Genomic DNA, 17,579 nt, shown 5'->3' on the forward strand with positions numbered 1-17,579 from the left:
CGACACGCTGCGAAAGGCGCCGCCTTCGTGCCTGATCAGAAGCGTTACACGTCCGCAGGGTCTACGAGACGCTCCTGACGGTGCCGTAGCTTCTCCTGGTACATCCGTTCGTCACTCAGGCGCATCAGGTCACCGGAGCTGCGGGCTTCGTCCGGAAAGGCGGCGATGCCCGTACTCACGTCAGCTTCGGAAAATCCAGCAGCGCGCAGGTTGGCGACGGCGAACCTCACGCGCTCGTGCAGCACCTTGAATCCGGGTATGCCGGTGTGCCGCAGGATGGCCGCGAATTCATCTCCACCCAACCGGAAGAGCTGATCTTCCTGCCGCAAGGTCTTCTTCATCTGCTGAGCGAATTCTTGCAGAAACTCGTCGCCTCGCGCGTGCCCTTCACCGTCATTGACCGACTTCAATCCATCGAGGTCAAATGACACCACACTGACGGGATACGCGTGGCGCCGCGCGCTGTTGAGGGCTTCATCCAACGCAGCGTCAAAGGCCCGGCGGTTCCCGAGACCCGTGAGGGTATCGGTCAAGGCCGCCGCCGCCAGCAGTTCGAGGTGACGTTGTCGTTCCAGGGCTACACTGACGCTCCGGGCGCCGGCTTCCAGCAGCCGACGGTCGCGTGGTGTCCAACCCACCGCTTGTGTCCGCAGGGACGACAGCACGAACGTTGTGCCGCTGACATCCAGCGGAATGTGCGCGAGACTGCGGCAACCATGCAGCTTGAACACCGTCAGCACCCCGGAATGACTCATGGCATCCTCGATGTACACGGGCACGTGCTGCGCCTGAGCCTGCCAGAGAGGCGCTGCTGAGCGGGGTAAACCGTCCTGAAAGCCCTGCAGGATACTCGCCTGCAAGGCACCCTGTACGTGCCGGAGGTACGCCACGTCCGAGCGAAGTTCCCACAGCAGCAAGGAACTCACGCCCGTCAGTTCCGCCAGCAACGTCATGGCATCACGCATGATGTCGTGCGCGTCGCCGGACTGCTCCAACGCTGAGGACAGCCGGTAGAGCACTTCCACCTCCCGGCGTCCCTGCTCGACTTCGAACAGCAGGCGAGCGCGCTCCAGGGCGTAACGCAATGCCCGCTCGAGTAACACGGCACTCAATTCGCTTTTAACAAGGTAATCTGCAGCACCCAGGCGCATGGCGGCTTCGTCAACTTCACGGTCATTCACGCCTGTCAGCAGCAGCGCCGGTGTCGCCCGATCATGCTGGCGCAGCCATTCGAGAACGTCGAGACCGCTCTGGCCACCCAGCCGGTAATCCACGAGATACAGGTCATACTCCGCGAAAGCCATCTCAGCTTTGGCCGCTTCCACACTCTGAACCCAACGCACCTGGCAGGTCCACCCTTGAAGCTCACGCAGCAGTTCGCGTGACAAGACGAAATCATCTTCGTCGTCGTCGACGATCAACACCCTCAGCGTCGTTTCCGCCATGATCAGCTTTCTGCGGGCGGATCGGGCAGCTGCACGATTTCGATCCAGTAGCGGCCGAGGTCACGCATCACGTCCACCAGCGCTGCAAAGGTGACCGGTTTCGTCACAAAGGAATTGACGCCCAGATCGTAACTTCGCACGATGTCCTCCTGCGCTGCGGAGGTGGTCAGCACGATCACCGGAATAGAGCGCAGCGCCGGGTCACTCTTGATTTCCGCGAGCGCTTCACGGCCGTCCTTGCGAGGCATGTTCAGATCCAGCAGGATCAGGCCAGGTCGGGGGGCGCTGCCCGGCGCGGCGTACTTCCCGCGCCGTTTAAGGTAATCGAGCAGTTCCTCACCATCTTGGACGCATCGAAAGTTATTCAACACCCGGCTTTCCACCAAGGCGTCCTGCGCAAACATCCGGTCATCCTCGTCATCGTCGGCCATCAGGATGGTGATGAGCTGACGCGTCTGCTTCTCCAGCCTGGCGTCGTGCTTGTTAGTCATGCCTTTCTCCTGGTCCTGTCTGATACGTCATGGGCAGGCTCACTATAAACGTCGAACCCTCCCCGGGCGTGCTGCGGGCGGTAATGGTCCCACCATGACGCTCCACGATCTTGCGCACGATGGCCAGTCCCATTCCGGTTCCTTCGTACTTGCCTCGACCGTGCAGACGCTGGAATGGCGTGAAGATCCGGTCGAGGTATTTCTCGTCGAACCCCAGCCCCTGATCCTGCACCTCGATCACGCAGCTGTCGCCGTTCACCTCAGCGCGGACCTCGATCACCTGAGGAGTGTCACGGTGGTACTTCAAGGCGTTGCCGATGAGGTTCTGCATCAGCTGCCGCAGTTGCGTGGCGTCTCCTGGCAGCACCGGAAGCGCGCCCACGCGAAGTTGCGCCCCCTGACGTTCAATGGTCACCTCCAGGTCACACACAACGGCCTGCACGATGTCCGCGAGGTCGACCGGCCCGAACGGCTGGGCACGTGACGTGACGCGCGACAAGCTCAGCAAATCGTTGATCAGCGCCTGCATACGGAACGCGGCGGCTTGCATACGATCCAGGTAATCACGGCCATCATCGCCAAGCTCAGCAGCATAACGGCTTTTGAGCCGGTCGGCGAACGCCTGCACCTTGCGCAGTGGTTCTTGCAGGTCGTGCGAGGCGACCGACGCGAAATCCTGCAGTTCACGGTTGCTGAACTCCAGCTGCCGCGCGAACGCCTGCAGGGCCGACTGGCTTTCCTTCAGGCTGCGCGTGCGCGCTTCGACCCGATGTTCGAGGTCGGCATTCAACGCGCGAATCGCCTGCTCCGCACGCTTGCGCTCACTGATGTCGGTACCCGTCACGACCGCCGCGACCCGCGCCCCTTCCGCGTTGTGAATGGGCGCGGCAGAAAAGGTAGCACGCCGCAAACTCCCATCCGCACGCAGCACATCAATTTCCTGCTCATGAACGACTTCACCATCCTTGACGGCGCGCGCGAGCGGCCACTCGTGCGCCTCGACCGCCCGGCCGTCCGGATGAAATCCTTTGTAGTAGGCGTATTCCTTTATTTCTGCCGCAGGCAGAAAGCCGTGACCCCACAAGCGCCGCACACCCTCATTGCCGAGCAACAGACGCCCGGAAGGCGCTTCGGCGAGCCAGACGGCGCTCGGCATTTGCTCGAGGACATTGAACAGCAGCGTCCGCTCGGCCTGCACCTGCTCGAGCAGCGCCGCGCGCTCCTGCTGCGCCTGGTGGCGGTGGGTGATGTCCAGGATCACGCCGTCCAGCCATTCCACTGTTCCCCTCGAGGACTTGACCGCTTGGCCACGCTCATGCACCCAGCGCACCTCGCCGTTCATGTGAATGACCCGGTATTCGAGTTCGAACGTCTCGTCGGACTGCACCGCGCGAATCACGTTCCGCTCGACGTCCTCGGCGTCCTCAGGGTGAATCAGGCTGGCGTAACTGCGGGGAGTGGTCCCCATGAAATCCCCGGCCGGGTAACCGGTCAGTTCAAGAACGCGCTCCGAAATGAACACCATGGTCCAGTGCTCATCGAGTGCGCAGCGGTACACCACGCCGGGCACGTTGGATGCCAGGGACTTGAAGCGCAGTTCGCCTTCATCAGCCTCGATGGTGGCCCGCTTCTGCTCATGGATGTCCGTGCAGGTGCCGACCCAGTGAATAATCTGGCCTTCCGGCGACCGGACAGGTCCGGCGCGGCCCAGGTGCCAGCGGTAGCTGAAGTCCGCCGCCCGGAAGCGGGTTTCAATGACGTACGGCTCGCCGGTCCTGACCGCTTCCAGGCGCCGGGCCAGGTACCGCTCGCGGTCCTCGGGATGCAACACCACCTCCCAGCCACGCCCTTGCGTGGCCTCAACGCTCAGACCGGTGTAGTCGTACCACGGGCGGTTGAAGTAAGTCGGCCAGCCATCCGAGTCACTGATCCAGACGATGTGCGGCAGCACCTCCATCAGGGTGGCAGTGTCCGGAAGAATTGGGAAGGGCTGCGACGCAGCAAGCAGAGCATCAGGATGGGTCATGCAGTTTCACCTTGGGGAATAGCGGCAAAGAAGTTTGGCGATAGCCAGAAACCATGAAAGAGCAGCCCTGAAGGATGCACGGTCCGGGCATGGTAGGCCAGGCGGTCCATATGGCGCGTTCAGTCCGCCTGGGCAGCTGTACGTGTTCAGCACACGCACACTAAAACGGCTCACTGGCCTCCAGCTTAACAGCCGTGTCCGTGTTGCCCATGAAAGTTTTTCGGCGTGCTCGACCCGAAATGCTGCTGGTGAGGCCTTCCGGTTGATGCCAGCACCGACCGGAGAGGTACCCCTACCAGCGCGTGATCCTGCACGGAAACCGGTTTCCGTGCAGGTTGAAAGACCAGCGAGCCTGCCTTCAGAAGGTGACGCGGAATCGGCGGGTAACCGGCCGGATCAGGAGGCCGTTTGGCGAACCTGCTGCGCCCGGTCGCCTGGGTGAACAACTGAAAAGCTGCGCTCGTCACGGGCTCGATAATTATCCGGAAGTCTTTCACACGCACTGTGCGCTCTGGACGTTCCTGCGGGTGGTCAGCGAGCATCCCATCCGGAATTCGCCTCCGGAAATCCAGCGCATTCCTGCCCGACAACTCGGCGCCGCGGACGTCACACTCCACTCCAGCCAGCCAAGCGCAGCGTCACACGCTTTCCCCTGCGCGGGCAATGACCTTGAGGTCGTCAGGCGTAGACGTCCCGGGCCACCCCTCCACTGCTTGGCAGGCGTACAGCACCGCCCCGACACTCCAGGCGTGGGATTGCGTGAGCAGCATGCCCTTGGACTGAAAGCAGTTGGTGTTGTAGTAGCGCTCGGTCACCATACCCTTGTACGCGTTGAAGTCGCCGTCCTCGCGCGCGACGAACTGCAGGAAACACGCGAGGTTGTCGCGGGTGCGCTCCAGGTAATAGGCGTCCTTGGTGTGCGTCCAGAGCCTCAGCATCTCGGGCAGGCAGATCAGGCCGTAGTTGTGCAGGTGCTGATTTGAGGGTGAGGCCTGATCGGCACCCCTGGAAGCGAAGGCGAACTGCTTGAGGAACGAGCGCTCCGGAAAGCGCAGGTTGTACGTCCAGCGGAAAGTCATGGTCCAGTCGGCCGCGCGACACGCGAGTTTCAGCCACCGTTCATCCCTCGTGTCCTCGTAGAGGTGCACGAACGCCATCACGGCGTTGTAACCGTCCTCCGAGGTCGGACAGAGGTGCACGTCCTCAGGAGCGCCGTAGATGAATTCGTCCTCGACGAACGCGCGATAGTACTCACCCGCACGAACGGCAGCCGCGCGGTAGGAGGGAACATCAAACGAGCGCGCGGCGTGCAGGAGCGCGCTGATCCACAGCAGGCCGCCCGCGCCTTCCCATTCCATCACCTCACCGCTCTCTGCCGCGTAGTACTGCCCGAACGAACCGTCCGCGCGCTGAATCGACAGCACGTAATCGAGGTTGGACTGCACCGCCCAACGCCAGTGGTCATGCTGAACCCCGAGGTTTTTTTCGGCTGCCAGGGCGTGCAGCATGAACAGGGTGCATTCAGAGATGGTCCGTGCCTGAATCCAGCCTTTGTGGGGTGTCCAGCCGTGACTCCATCCTCGGTCGTGGCGCCATTCACCCCAGAACATCCCAGCAGGCGCGACGCCCGTGCTGATCTTGTCGAGCACGCTGATGGCAGCCTGCGTGTATTCAGGCCGGTTGTGCGCTCGCCCGTACGTGAGCAGCGCGTGCGCGTAGGGCGCCCCACTCACCCAGCCGACGTGCATGTTGGGACGGTCGGCTTTACCGCCTTCCCGGTCGAAAGCGGCTGTTTCGTAGAGCAGCGCCTCTTCGGGATGGTAATGCCAGGTGAACAGTCCGTGCGCGGTCAGCTCCGCGGCTTCGCGGGTGTTCATCCAGGGATTGAGCGGATGATCGTGGCGCTCCAGTTCGTACAGTTCCCGCACCAGTGGATTGTAGGCGTGCAGGTCCGGTCCGGCGAGGTAGACCCGGAAATGCAGCGTCATGGGCGCGTCCCTTTGGAAGTGAAAGACAGGACGTTCCGGCGGGCCGGGCGTATCCGGAGCGAGGAAGACCACCGGTTCCTCACGGTATGGGAAGTTCAGCCAGATGGCCCGTTCGTTCGCGCTTCCGGCAAAGCCCACGCCGGTCATGCCCACCGCAGACTCCTCGGTGGTGGCAAGCGCCGCGCACCCTTCGGTGGTCCAGGCGAACACGGCCGGTAATGCCGCGCGGTCAGAGCGAAACGACCACGAAGCGGACACCAGCTGCTGCGCGTCACCACCCTCAGGGTCGTACCGTGGGTAAATTCTGGTGCAGTGCGCCAGACGGTTTTCCTTGTAGAACGCGCCGGGAATCAGCCAGGTGGGTGTGCCCATACCGGTCAGTTCGAAGCGCACCCGCACGGCGCAGGCCTGCACGGACGCTGCGGTGCTCCGCACCACCAGCTCGACGTTCGTGTACGCACAGTGCTGGCCCTGTTGAAGCGCCCAGGTGGCCGTGACCTCAAAGTCATGCGCGGCGCCCCGCAGACGCCAGCCGCCGTCATCGAGCCGTTGGGAGACATCGATGGGCACCGTCCGCACCACGTCACCCTGCGCTCCCGGGAACAGCAGTTCGACCAGCGCCCGGCTGCGCAGGTGCGTTCCGATCCGCAGTTCACCGCCGTGCACTTCGAGGTCATTCACAAAGGGTCACCTCTGAATTGATGGCTTGAATTCGTACCCGCCGATCTTCGGCTTCAGGCGACCAGCTGACGTGCACCTCACGTCGTTCACCGGGCAGCAGGTGAAAATGATTGCTGCTGAAATACGCCCAACCGGGCGCTCCCCGTTCACGCTGAGGTTCCAGACGCACGTCAAGCGCGACGAAACTGCCGCCGTTGGTGATTTGCAGTACCCCGGGTCGCGGGACATCAACGCGCAGGGTAGTGCAGAGAGAGTGCAGTACGGGACGAAGCGTTTCTCCTTTCACGAACAGGTAGCGATTTTCCGCGACAATTGCCGTTGCGGCATCGAGAATTTTCAGGTCGAGAAAGAACACCTCGTCCGTGATCGCGGCGCGTGACAGGCAGACCTCATCCACGCGTACGGCGTCGTTGCCCGGCAACATGATGGCGCGCGTGCGGCTCAGGGCCACCTTTCCCGAGGCGCCGATGACACTCACCTGCACGCTGAATTCACCCAATGGCCGTGCGTGCTGATGGGCCACGAACACCTCTGCTTCGAAATGCGTGCGTTGACTCAGCATCTGCGCGGCAAAGCGGGCCGTGACGGCCAAAGCGTCATAGGCCTTCCGGACGGCCCAGTACCCGCTCTTGGTTTCGGCGTCGTAATCGACGGCGCTGGTGCTCCAGGCGTTTGGGAAGCTTTCGTTGAACTGCCAGGGAATTGAGCCGCTGTTGTGCCATTGCCGTCGCCGGTTGGCTTCCAGGGCGTAACGGAGCGCTTCGTGCTGCAAGAGCTGACTGGCACGCGACAGCGTGTCGAGATCGTGAACACCCCCGAACAGCTCCTGCACAAGAGGTTCGTTGATCCACCAGGCGCCCCGGTGAGCGTACATCGGGTTGTCACGACCGGCGGGCCAGCGGTGCTCCTGGGAGATGGTGCCCCGCAGCAAAGGCAGATTGGAGAGGCCCTCGGCGCCGAACTCACTGTGCAGCATCGAGGTGGCGCTGTTGTAGAGCGTGTATTGCGCCTGCAGGCCCTGGTGTTCCCAGGGGCCGTGCACGTCGTGCTGACCGGCGGGGTTGTTGCCGATGACGCTCAGTGAGTTGCTCGCGGCGGGTCCGGAGGGAGAAGTCGGCAGCCAGTGCCGGTCGGGGTCCAGACGCTTCACGACGCTCCGCAGGGCACGGAGCACCCCTTCGTCACCCGTGAGGGGCACATTGCCTTCATGCATCAGTTCATTCCCACCGCACCAGATCACCAGGGACGGATGGTTGCGCCTTTGTGGAATGATTCCTTCGGCCTCGCGCGTCATCATCTGAGTGAATGCCCCGTCATCGGGGGGCGTATTGCTGATGCCCGAACTCGACTGGTTGAATTCCTGCCAGACCATCAGGCCGTGGCGGTCACACAGTCGGTAGAAGGCTTCTTTCTCGATCAGCCCGCCGCCCCATACGCGCAGCAGGTTGACGTTGGCCTGCACGGCGAGCTGTATCAGCCGCTCGAGCTTGGCCGAGCGCTCGACGCCGTACATCACGTCGAGAGGCACCCAGTTCCAGCCGTTCAGGTACTCCCGCCTGCCGTTCACGACGAGGGTATAAGGCAGGGCGTCCTCGCCTGCACCTTCGTTGCGCCGCGCGTCGATCTGCCGGATTCCGAACTCCACCTGACGCTGGCAGGACAACCCGTCCGAACAGACAACGTCCAAGATCGCTTCGTAAAGCGGCTGCTCGCCATGCCCATTGGGCCACCACAAGTGCGGTCGTTCGATCCGCACGCAGAACGTCTGCGCTGACTCACCGGCCGCGAGCGCGCAGCTTATGCGCTCCTTCGCGATCACACCGTCGTTCCCGCGAATGGTCAGGTCCAGCTGCACGTCGGCGGGCACGCTGGCGTCAAACGTACCGGTCACCTGCAGGTCGGCCTGGGTAAAATCCGAACTCAACCGCGCCCGAGCGTGCAGGTCCGTGACGCGCACAGAGCCCGTCCGCTCGAGGTACACGTCGTCCCAGAGGCCCAGGTGGATGAGGCGCGGACAGAAGTCCCAGCCGTACGTCATGCGGCTCTTGTGGGTCCGTACGCGCTCCGAGCGGCCGACCTGGGACTCTTCGTCGGGCGCGCGGTGAAGGACGACGGCCAGCAGACTGTCCTGGCCGGGCGTGACACGCCGGGTGACATCGAACTCGGCTGGGGTAAACATGCTCTGGTGCCGGCCGAGCAATTCGCCGTTCAGGTAGATTTCTGCTGCATAGTCGATGCCTTCGAAGTGCAGCGTCAGGCGCTCTCCGGGCGTGAGCTCGGGTGCAGGGAAGGTCTTCTTGTAAATCCAGGTGCGTTGTGCGGCCCATTCCGCCTGCAAACTCTGCTGATCGCTGTACGGATCGGAAATGAGCCCCGCCCGCAGCAGGTCGTGGTGCACGCTGCCCGGCACGTTGGCCGGATGCCAGTGCAGGACGTCGCGGGAAGTGGGTTTTTCCGCGTGACGCCATACCCAGTCGTCTCCCAGGTAGTGTTTGAACTGCCAGTCGCTGCCGCTCAGGGTGATTTTCATGATCGTGGTAGTTGGCAAAGGTCAGGATCGGGCGTGTGCCGTGCAGCCTGAAGAGGCCGCGTCCCCGGCGAGGCGCGAACGTCTTGTCAGGCTGTACCTGACACACTACCCTGTTTTTTAAAGATTTTAAATAACCCGCGTTCGGAGGTTTCATGACCAACCCACGCCACAAGGACCTGACCTTCACCCTGACCGGACACGCCCACCTCGATCCTGTCTGGCTGTGGGACCAGCAGGAAGGCATCGAAACGGTCAAGGCCACCTTTCGCAGCGCGCTTGACCGCATCAAGGAAAACCCCGATCTGGTCTTTACGCACACCTCCGCCGCCCAGTACGCCTGGATGCAGATTCACCCGCAGCTGATGGATGAGATCCGTGACGCTGTCCGGCGTGGCCAGTGGGAACTCAGCGGGGGATTCTGGGTGGAACCGGACGTGAACATCCCTTCCGGTGAAGCCCTTGCCCGGCAGGGCCTCTACGGTCAGCGCTTCTTTCGGCAGGCGTTCGGCCAACACTGCAGCGTCGCCTTCCTCCCGGACTCCTTCGGACATCCACACACCCTCCCACAGATCCTCAGGCACTGCGCCCTGACATCCTTTGTCTTCTGGCGTCCCCACCCGCACGAAGTCGAGCTTCCCTCCAACCTCTTCTGGTGGCAGGGACGCGACGGCTCGCGCATCCTCAGTGCCCGCCTGGAAAGCTACAACTCCAATCCGCGCGACCTCACCGACTCCCTGAACGCCGCCATTCCCTGGCGTCCAGTGGACAGTCCGGAATGGCTGGTCGTGTACGGTGTTGGCAATCACGGCGGCGGCCCCACCAGAAAAGCCCTCTCCCACCTGCGTGACCTGATGACCTCACCCGACTGGCCCACCTTGCAGCTCGGTACCCTGGAGGGCTTCTTCGAACGCGCCCGCACGCGCGACCATCCCACCTTCGACGCGGCGCTGCAGCACACCTTCCGAGGCTGTTATACCTCTCACAGCCAGGTGAAGCAGCTCAACCGCCAGGCGGAACACATCCTCGCCATGGCTGAGAAATGGTCCACCATCGCGCGGGTCTACGGTCAGCCGTATCCGACGGAGGCACTCGAGCGTGCCTGGAAGCACCTGCTCTTCAACCAGTTTCACGACATCATCTGCGGCACCAGCATTCCCCGCGCGTACGACGACGTCCGCTTCGAGATGAGCGAAGCCATCGGCACCGCGCGACGGGTCACGCACGCGGCGCAGCAGGTCATCGCCCAGCGCATCGACACGCGCAGCAGTCCGGAGGTGACGATCGAGGAAACCATGCGGCGCGTGCGCACGGGAGCGGGTAACGCGGTCGCCGATCTGGGCGACGGCGTACCGGTGGTGGTCTTCAATTCCAGCCCCTGCCCACGGCGTGAAGTCATCGATGTGGAACTCAATGACTGGCACATCATGGACCTGCGCGTTCAGGACGAACAACAGCGACCCGTCGTGCATCAATTTGCGCACGGTGAAGCAGGACCGCCCCGCAAGCGTGTGGCGTTTCTCGCCGAAGTGCCTCCGCTGGGTTACCGGTTGTACCGCGTCACCGATGAGCCCCCACACCAACCTGGCCCGGACGCCAGGCCGCTGAATGTCGCGCCCACGGTCCTCGAGAACTCCTGGTGGCGGCTGGAGTTCGACGCCCGCACGGGCGCCCTGCGCAGCCTGCGCGACCAGCAGCTGGGCCGTGAACTGCTCTCGGGTGCAGGCGCGCAGCTGCTCGTCATCGAAGACCCCAGCAATCCCTGGGGCAAGGGCGCGTACTTCCGCCACCTCGCGGGCGTGTTTGGCCAGCCCGAGCTGAGCCTGCTCGAAAGCGGACCTGTCCGCGCGACCATCCGCGTCACGACCCGCTGGGGCCAGTCTACAGCGCAGCATGACTTCACCCTCTACCGCGACATTCCTGCCATTCACGGCCGTCTGCAGCTCGACTGGCACGAAGAGTACCGCATGGTGAAACTCGCCTTTCCGTTCGCACTGGAAAATGCTCAAGCGACCTTTTCCGTGCCGTTCGGGCATACCGAGCGTCCCGCCGGTGGACAGGAAGAACCCTCGCAGGCCTGGCTGAACGTGAAGGGGAGTCTCGCCGATATGGGCCGCCACACCCAGGCAAACGTGCACCAGCTCGGCGATGAAACGGCGTCCATGCAGGACGCACCTGCGTCCGCCCTACCCTACGGTGTGGCGCTGCTGAATGACGGCAAGTACGGCGCGGACGTACAGGGTGGTGAACTGCGGCTGTCCATTGTGCGCAGCCCGATTTACGGGGGCGGCGACCGTCCCGAACGTCCCCGGCCCGTCGATGAGTACCTCGATCAGGGCGTGACCCGCACCCGCTGGGCTCTCATACCACACCAGGGTGGCTGGCAGGAGCACATGGTCGTGCAGGCCGCGCAGGACTTCAACGAACCACTCAGCTTCGTTCGGGAGTACGCGCATGCCGGAGATCTGCCGCCCGTGCAGTCGTACCTGAACGTCGAACCTCCGGGGGCGGTGATCGTCACCGCCCTCAAAAACGCAGAAGAAGGCGACGACCTGATTCTCCGACTCTACGAACCCCATCACCGCACCGCACACGTGTGTGTCACACTGCCGCTCATCCACACCACGCTGTCCGTTACCGTCAGGCCGCACGAAATCAAAACCTTGCGCGTAACTCAAAGCGGCACGTTTCGTGAAGTCAATTTCCTCGAGGAAGACTTCGCGTGAAGTGCCCTGACTTGGCGCACGCCATGACGGCATGGCCGGTTCCCACTCGCCAGCATCTGTGCGCCGGAGGATGAATGCCCACGCTTGGTTGTATTGCCGATGATTACACCGGAGCCGCGGACCTCGCGAACAACCTGACCCGTCAGGGTTTCCGGACCACCCTGATCCTTGGCCTCCCCAGCCACTCCCAGGTGGCCTTGGATGAAGTCGACGCGGTCGTCATCGCCCTCAAGTCCCGCACCGTTTCTGCTCCTCAGGCCGTGCACCAGTCCCTCGCCGCGCTGCGTTACCTGCAGGAACTGTCCTGCAGGCGCTTTTACTTCAAGTACTGCTCCACGTTCGACTCTACCGCGCACGGCAACATCGGACCCGTGACAGACGCACTGGTGAAGGCACTGAACGCGCACGGCACCATCCTCTGCCCCGCCTTCCCGGATGGAGGCCGCACCGTCTATCGTGGTCACCTGTTCGTGCATGACGCCCTGCTGAGCGAAAGCGGCATGCAGCACCATCCGCTCACGCCCATGCGCGATCCGAATCTCGTGCGGGTCCTGCAGGCCCAGACTCCTTCGCGCGTGGGCCTGCTGTCCTACCATCACCTCCAACAAGGGCCCACGGCCACCCGCGAGCAGCTGCACGCCTTGCAGTCCACCGGACATCAACTGGTGCTGTGTGACACGCTCGACAACGATCATCTGCGCACCCTGGCGCTCGCCACACGCGACGACATCCTCATCACGGGAGGATCCGGCCTCGCGCTCGGCTTGCCTGCCCCGGCAGGTGACACGTCCTTGACGACCAGCCAACTCCCCCGCGCCCGCGGTGCGCAGGTCGTTCTGGCGGGCAGTGCCTCCCGCGCAACCCACGCGCAGATCGAACACGCCCGCGCCTTCCTGCCGACCTTGAAGCTCGATGCCTTCGAGCTGACCTCGGCGTACGACCGCGCGCTCCAGCAAGTGGTGCAGTGGGCCCGCCCGTACCTGGGGGTGACACCCATTTTGATTTACGCCAGTGGCACGCCCGAAGAGATACACACCGTGCAAGAACAGCTTGGCCGGGAGCATTCCGGAGCCCTGATCGAAGGCGCGCTCGCACAACTCGCCGTGCGGCTCACGGAACTCGGCGCGCGTCAGCTGATCATCGCGGGCGGCGAAACCTCGGGCGCGGTGACCCAGGCACTCGGTGTTCAGGTCCTGCGCATCGGCCCCGAAGTGTCACCCGGGGTGCCCTGGACTTACAGCCCCAAACGGGCGCTGCACCTGGTACTGAAATCCGGCAACTTCGGACCGGTGGACCTGTTCACCGCCGCCTGGGAGCTGATCGCATGATTCCAACGCGTGAACGTCATCAACTTGTTCGGTTGGGCCGGCGCCTCTATGAGCGGGGGCTCAGCCCTGGCACGAGCGGGAATCTCAGCGTCCGGCTGGAAGGGAACGCCGGATGGCTGCTTACCCCGACCAACTCCTGCCTCGGCGAGCTCACCGCAGACAACATCAGTCACCTCGACTGGGACGGAACTTTACTGGGCGGCTCACCGCCCAGCAAGGAATCGTTTCTGCATCTCGCCTACTATCGCTTCCGGCCAGAAACCCACGCTGTCGTGCATCTGCACTCCACCTTCGCGGTGGCACTATCCTGCCTGGCCCACTTGAATCCTCACAGTTGTCTGCCGCCGCTCACGCCGTACTTCGTGATGCGCATCGGAAATCTACCACTCGTGCCGTACCACCGGCCGGGCGACCAACGCCTTGGCGACGAGGTGGCCCGGCTCGCGCCCACCCATTCGGCGGTGTTGCTGGCCAATCACGGACCGGTGGTGTCCGCCCCGAGCCTCGAGGACGCTGTCAGCGCAGCCGAAGAACTCGAAGAAACCGCACGCATCTTCCTGGCATTGCAGGGACACCCGATCCGCACGCTGGACGCGCATCAGATCGAGGAACTCCAGCGGACCTTTGGAGCGCGCTGGAACCCCGAGGCCTGACGGTACGCTGCAAGTTTTTTTCTCAGTGCCCGCCGCTCGCACTACTCCGGCCAGCTCGTGCGTGCAACGCCAACACGATCACGCCGCCAATCAGCAGCCCAGCCAGAGCGGACCCCAGCGTTTCGGTCAGCCACTCCAGGAAGTGCTGCGCGAACGGAACGGCGTGCCCAATGCCCAATGCGAGGTCATGTAACGCGTGGGCAGGCCCGGCCAGGCCAAATTGTGCAAGCCCGTCGAGGATGATGTGGCCTCCCACCCAGAGCATCGCGACGATGCCCACCACTCCCAGCACGGACAGCACACCCGGCATCCCTTTCACCAGGCCACGACCCAGCGTCTGCAGCATCGGTGAGCGGGAGCTGGCAAGTTTCAATCCGAGGTCGTCCGCCTTGACAATCAGAGCCACCAGTCCGTACACGAGTGCAGTGATCGCCAGCGCGACGACCAGCAGAATCAATGCGCGGGAAAAGAAGGGTTCACCCGCGACTTCGGCCAGAGAGATCGCCATGATTTCCGCCGAGAGAATGAAATCCGTGCGCACTGCCCCGGCGATCATTTGCTGTTCGTGAACGGCAGTACCGAGTTTCTCTGCGTCGTCACGAGGGGTGTGTGCATGACCGGCGAAGGCTTCGTAGATCTTTTCGGCTCCTTCAAAGCACAGGTAAGCACCACCGAGCATCAACAGGGGGGCCATGGCCCACGGCACGAATTGGCTGATCAGCAGCGCTGCCGGCAAGATGAATACGACTTTGTTGCGCAGCGATCCCCGGGCGATGCGCCAGATGACGGGCAGCTCCCGTTGCGGCGTGAATCCGGTCACGTACCGGGGCGTCACGGCCGTGTCGTCGACGACCACCCCAATGGCTTTCACGCCTGCCCTGCCGGCGGCGGCACCAATGTCATCCACCGAGGCAGCGGCGAGCCGGGCGATCAAAGCAACGTCATCGAGTAAAGCGACGAGGCCGCCACTCATGACGCAAAACGCTCCAGCGGGTTCGACGGGACGTGATGGCCGGTCACGGAAATCTTATGAGGAATGAACATTGAATCCAGGGTATTACACGCGAAAGGGCGACTTGCTGAGGTCGTCAAAGGCCAGGCCGACCATGCCTTCATGTTTGCGGCCTGATTTGCAGGCCCGGCCTGAAGCTGGAGCAGTGTTGTACATCATCGAATGAGGGAAGCGGGCAGGTGATCACCGCGCCGTTTCACCGGAACGGCGACTTTGATGCCACGAGCGCCACAACAGTCCAGAACGCCTGAAGGTGACGCAGTCGATTCACGAATTCGTCCGGCGACGAGGGCTTACGGATGTACGCGTTGGCCTGACGACGGTAACTCTCCCGGATGTCATGCTCCGCGTTCGAGATCGTCAGGACGATGACAGGAATGGTACGCCAGTCCTGATGATTTCTGATGCTGCGCAGCACTTCCAGACCGCCCATGCGCGGCATGTGGAGGTCGAGCAGAATCAAATCCGGCACCGGTCGGGTATGCAGATAGGAAAGCGCCTCGACACCGTCATGCACCGCATTCAGTGAGTGCGGCAGACCCAGCTCCTTGAAAGCCTGGGCGATCAGGAAACAATCTTCGCTGCTGTCGTCGATCAGAAGAATTGCCAATGTGTCTTTCGGCATGGCGTTCTTTGGGGAGTGTAGCGAGTAAACCTGACGTATCGGCGTCGTCTCTCACATCACATCTGGAGTCGAGACTCATCTTCCCTTGAGGCTGGAGCGGCGGACCGTCGGCCAAGTCTTAATGCTGCCAACCTCAAGACCACGTTAATCTGAGAGAGCTGAGGAGAGTGACAGAATTTCATGCCGATACGTAAACGCATCCTGCTGGTGGACGATAATCCGGCCGACCTCGAAATTGCCGCGCAGGCATTCGGACTGGCTGGAATCACACTGCTCGACACGGCACATTCACTGGAGGAAGCGCTTGAGTATCTGCAGCGCCGAGGTCGCCATTCCGAGCGCCGGACCGCTGACCCGACACTGATTCTGCTCGATCTGAATATGCCCGGTGGCAGCGGACTCGATCTGCTCAGACACATCAAGAGTGACCCGCTGTTTTCCCTGACTCCCGTAGTGATGCTCACGACTTCCAGTGCCAGCAGCGACATCGAGGCCTGCTACCGGCATGGCGCCAACGGTTACGTTGTCAAACCATCCCGATTCAGTGACTTTCAGGAGGTGGTGCTGAGCCTCAAATCGTTCTGGCTGTCCTTCAACAGAACCGCGACACCCACCTCCCCACAAAACACGAAGTGGTGGCTATGACGTCATTCAGTCCGCGTGAGGCTGTCGTGTATCTACGCAGTACGCAAACAAGTGCCCGGCAGGCAATGGCATCGCTGGAGCAGCAGCAGGAGCACATCCTTGGCTTTATGGCACGCCACGACATCCGTGAGGTCGCGCGCTATCTCGAAATCACCGAAGAAAGCTTCGAGCAGCTCCACGAAGCGGCCAGAGAGGCGAAAACGCGCGGAGCGTTCGTGCTGCTGAACCACGTGGATGACCTGAAAGAAACCATCGATCAACTGGTGGCCGAAGGAGTCAATTTCGTATCAGCACAATCCGCAAACCAGGCGTTGTTCAGTTTTGGCAAACCGGTCTGAAGACCCTGGCCTCATCAATTCTCGCGCAACGAGTTTTTTCCGGTCCCGAACAGATTCACGGCGATGAAGCGAATGCCCTGCGCCGTCAAGTTCACCATCAGACGGACATCGTCCTCGTCAGTGGAATCGTTGGTGACCAGCAGCAGTCCGTCAATCTCACTCGACAGTGACACAGCCTGCGTGAAGACGTCGCTTCCTGATGGGCCTTCAAAGCTTCGGAAAATGGTCAGGCCGTGATGTTCGGCAAACGATTCCAGCGCAGCTTTGCGAACCTCCATGGACGTTTTGCCCACGTGTGTTGAGGAATACGTCTGATAGTAGGCGACGGCGAGGTTAGGCATGAGAGTCGCTCATACTGTACCTTCGCTTGCTCGCGTTGGTGTGAGCCTCAGCCAACCGTATGTCAACACTTCGCGTCCCACCTGACAAAACCGCACGGTCGTGATCGCCCCGCCCATGACACCTCGCCAGCGCTGCCCGCGTCAGCCTTGAACGTGGCACCCAGAACGTTCGGGAGACCCGTAAAGCGTTTGTCCATTCCACCCTTGGAGGAAGACACGCCATCAATTCCATTGTCTTGGGCAGAACAGAACGGACGCGCGCAAGCCCTCAAACCGCTTTGAGGGCTGTCCTGCGCAAGACGCCCTGAAGGACGCCGGCCCGCGTCTTCTTGGCCAGAACGGACTCGCACGAGCAAGCCTGGCCGCGTCTTGGCCAGAACGGACTCGCATGAGCAAGCCTGGCCGCTTGGGCAGAACGGACGCCCATGAGGACGCCTGCCCGCTTCTTGGCCAGAACGGACGCCCTTCAGGACGCCTGCCCGCTTCTTGGGCAGAACGGACGCCCATGAGGACGCCTGCCCGCTTCCAAACGCTCCTGGTCAAGGTCACTTGCTCCCCGCGCTGACAGCGTGCCCAAAAGCGGTTTCGGGCACTGCGCGCTCTCCGCTCGGTCAAAAACATTGATCAAAAACCGATCCATGTCTTTGACAACCGCTTTAAGCCCGAGTCCTCCGCTGCGACCGGCGACTGCGCCACCGTGGAGCACTGGTGGAGCACTGCACTCAGTGTCTCTCCGCTTCGTCGGCACGTACC

General features: G+C 62.5%; 13 protein-coding genes. 5 read left to right on the forward strand and 8 right to left on the reverse strand.

Translation table 11 applies throughout. The features are described from left to right. Positions 1 to 44: 44 nt before the first annotated feature. From DEIPE_RS00280 to DEIPE_RS00300, 5 genes are all read right to left on the reverse strand, one after another. Positions 45 to 1,445 (reverse strand): diguanylate cyclase domain-containing protein, encoded by a 1,401-nt coding sequence (locus DEIPE_RS00280; RefSeq protein WP_015233978.1) that lies wholly within the window; start codon positions 1,443 to 1,445, stop codon positions 45 to 47. Between the two features lie 2 nt (positions 1,446 to 1,447). After that, a complete protein-coding gene (locus DEIPE_RS00285; protein WP_015233979.1) occupies positions 1,448 to 1,936 on the reverse strand; it encodes a response regulator in 489 nt (162 codons plus the stop codon). Beyond that, the gene (locus DEIPE_RS21815; protein WP_015233980.1) at positions 1,929 to 3,962 is read right to left on the reverse strand and encodes a PAS domain-containing sensor histidine kinase; all 2,034 of its coding nucleotides are present in this window, start codon (positions 3,960 to 3,962) and stop codon (positions 1,929 to 1,931) included. The genes DEIPE_RS00285 and DEIPE_RS21815 overlap by 8 nt, the downstream gene beginning before the upstream one ends. Before the next feature lie 638 nt (positions 3,963 to 4,600). Then, complete coding sequence (locus DEIPE_RS00295; RefSeq protein WP_015233981.1) at positions 4,601 to 6,631, reverse strand: YyaL domain-containing protein; 2,031 nt, start codon at positions 6,629 to 6,631, stop codon at positions 4,601 to 4,603. Further along, on the reverse strand, positions 6,624 to 9,161 hold the full coding sequence (locus DEIPE_RS00300; RefSeq protein ID WP_015233982.1) for a glycoside hydrolase family 2 protein: 2,538 nt from the start codon (positions 9,159 to 9,161) through the stop codon (positions 6,624 to 6,626). Before DEIPE_RS00300 ends, DEIPE_RS00295 begins: the two co-directional genes overlap by 8 nt. 152 nt (positions 9,162 to 9,313) lie before the next feature. Between DEIPE_RS00300 and DEIPE_RS00305 the strand changes: the two genes are divergently transcribed. The 3 genes from DEIPE_RS00305 to otnC all read left to right on the forward strand — a co-directional run bounded on the left by DEIPE_RS00305 (position 9,314) and on the right by otnC (position 13,865). Next, positions 9,314 to 11,884 carry an alpha-mannosidase gene (locus tag DEIPE_RS00305; RefSeq protein ID WP_015233983.1) on the forward strand — a complete coding sequence of 857 codons (2,571 nt, stop codon included), beginning with the start codon at positions 9,314 to 9,316 and terminating at the stop codon, positions 11,882 to 11,884. A 74-nt stretch (positions 11,885 to 11,958) separates the two neighbouring features. Continuing rightward, positions 11,959 to 13,212 carry a 3-oxo-tetronate kinase gene (gene otnK / locus DEIPE_RS00310; RefSeq protein ID WP_015233984.1) on the forward strand — a complete coding sequence of 418 codons (1,254 nt, stop codon included), beginning with the start codon at positions 11,959 to 11,961 and terminating at the stop codon, positions 13,210 to 13,212. Further along, positions 13,209 to 13,865, forward strand: a complete 657-nt coding sequence (gene otnC / locus DEIPE_RS00315; RefSeq protein WP_015233985.1) for a 3-oxo-tetronate 4-phosphate decarboxylase — start codon at positions 13,209 to 13,211, stop codon at positions 13,863 to 13,865. The genes otnK and otnC overlap by 4 nt, the downstream gene beginning before the upstream one ends. A 22-nt stretch (positions 13,866 to 13,887) precedes the next feature. On the opposite strand, the gene DEIPE_RS00320 is transcribed toward otnC, so the two are convergent. Together DEIPE_RS00320 and DEIPE_RS00325 are read right to left on the reverse strand one after the other, a co-directional pair. Further along, a complete protein-coding gene (locus tag DEIPE_RS00320) occupies positions 13,888 to 14,838 on the reverse strand; it encodes a DUF808 domain-containing protein (protein ID WP_015233986.1) in 951 nt (316 codons plus the stop codon). 235 nt (positions 14,839 to 15,073) lie between these two features. Continuing rightward, entirely contained in the window at positions 15,074 to 15,502 is a 429-nt protein-coding gene (locus tag DEIPE_RS00325; protein WP_015233987.1) for a response regulator, read from the reverse strand. Between the two features lie 180 nt (positions 15,503 to 15,682). Here DEIPE_RS00325 and DEIPE_RS00330 point away from each other — a divergent pair, with 180 nt between their 5' ends. Further along, positions 15,683 to 16,147 carry a response regulator gene (locus tag DEIPE_RS00330; RefSeq protein ID WP_015233988.1) on the forward strand — a complete coding sequence of 155 codons (465 nt, stop codon included), beginning with the start codon at positions 15,683 to 15,685 and terminating at the stop codon, positions 16,145 to 16,147. Then, positions 16,144 to 16,485 (forward strand): P-loop NTPase family protein, encoded by a 342-nt coding sequence (locus DEIPE_RS00335; protein ID WP_157448713.1) that lies wholly within the window; start codon positions 16,144 to 16,146, stop codon positions 16,483 to 16,485. The genes DEIPE_RS00330 and DEIPE_RS00335 overlap by 4 nt, the downstream gene beginning before the upstream one ends. 14 nt (positions 16,486 to 16,499) lie before the next feature. On the opposite strand, the gene DEIPE_RS00340 is transcribed toward DEIPE_RS00335, so the two are convergent. After that, positions 16,500 to 16,826: a hypothetical protein gene (locus tag DEIPE_RS00340; RefSeq protein WP_015233990.1), complete on the reverse strand. Its 327-nt coding sequence runs from the start codon at positions 16,824 to 16,826 to the stop codon at positions 16,500 to 16,502. Positions 16,827 to 17,579: the final 753 nt, after the last annotated feature.

Origin of the sequence: Deinococcus peraridilitoris DSM 19664, assembly GCF_000317835.1 — a bacterium.
GTDB classification, from domain to species: Bacteria; Deinococcota; Deinococci; order Deinococcales; family Deinococcaceae; genus Deinococcus_A; species Deinococcus_A peraridilitoris.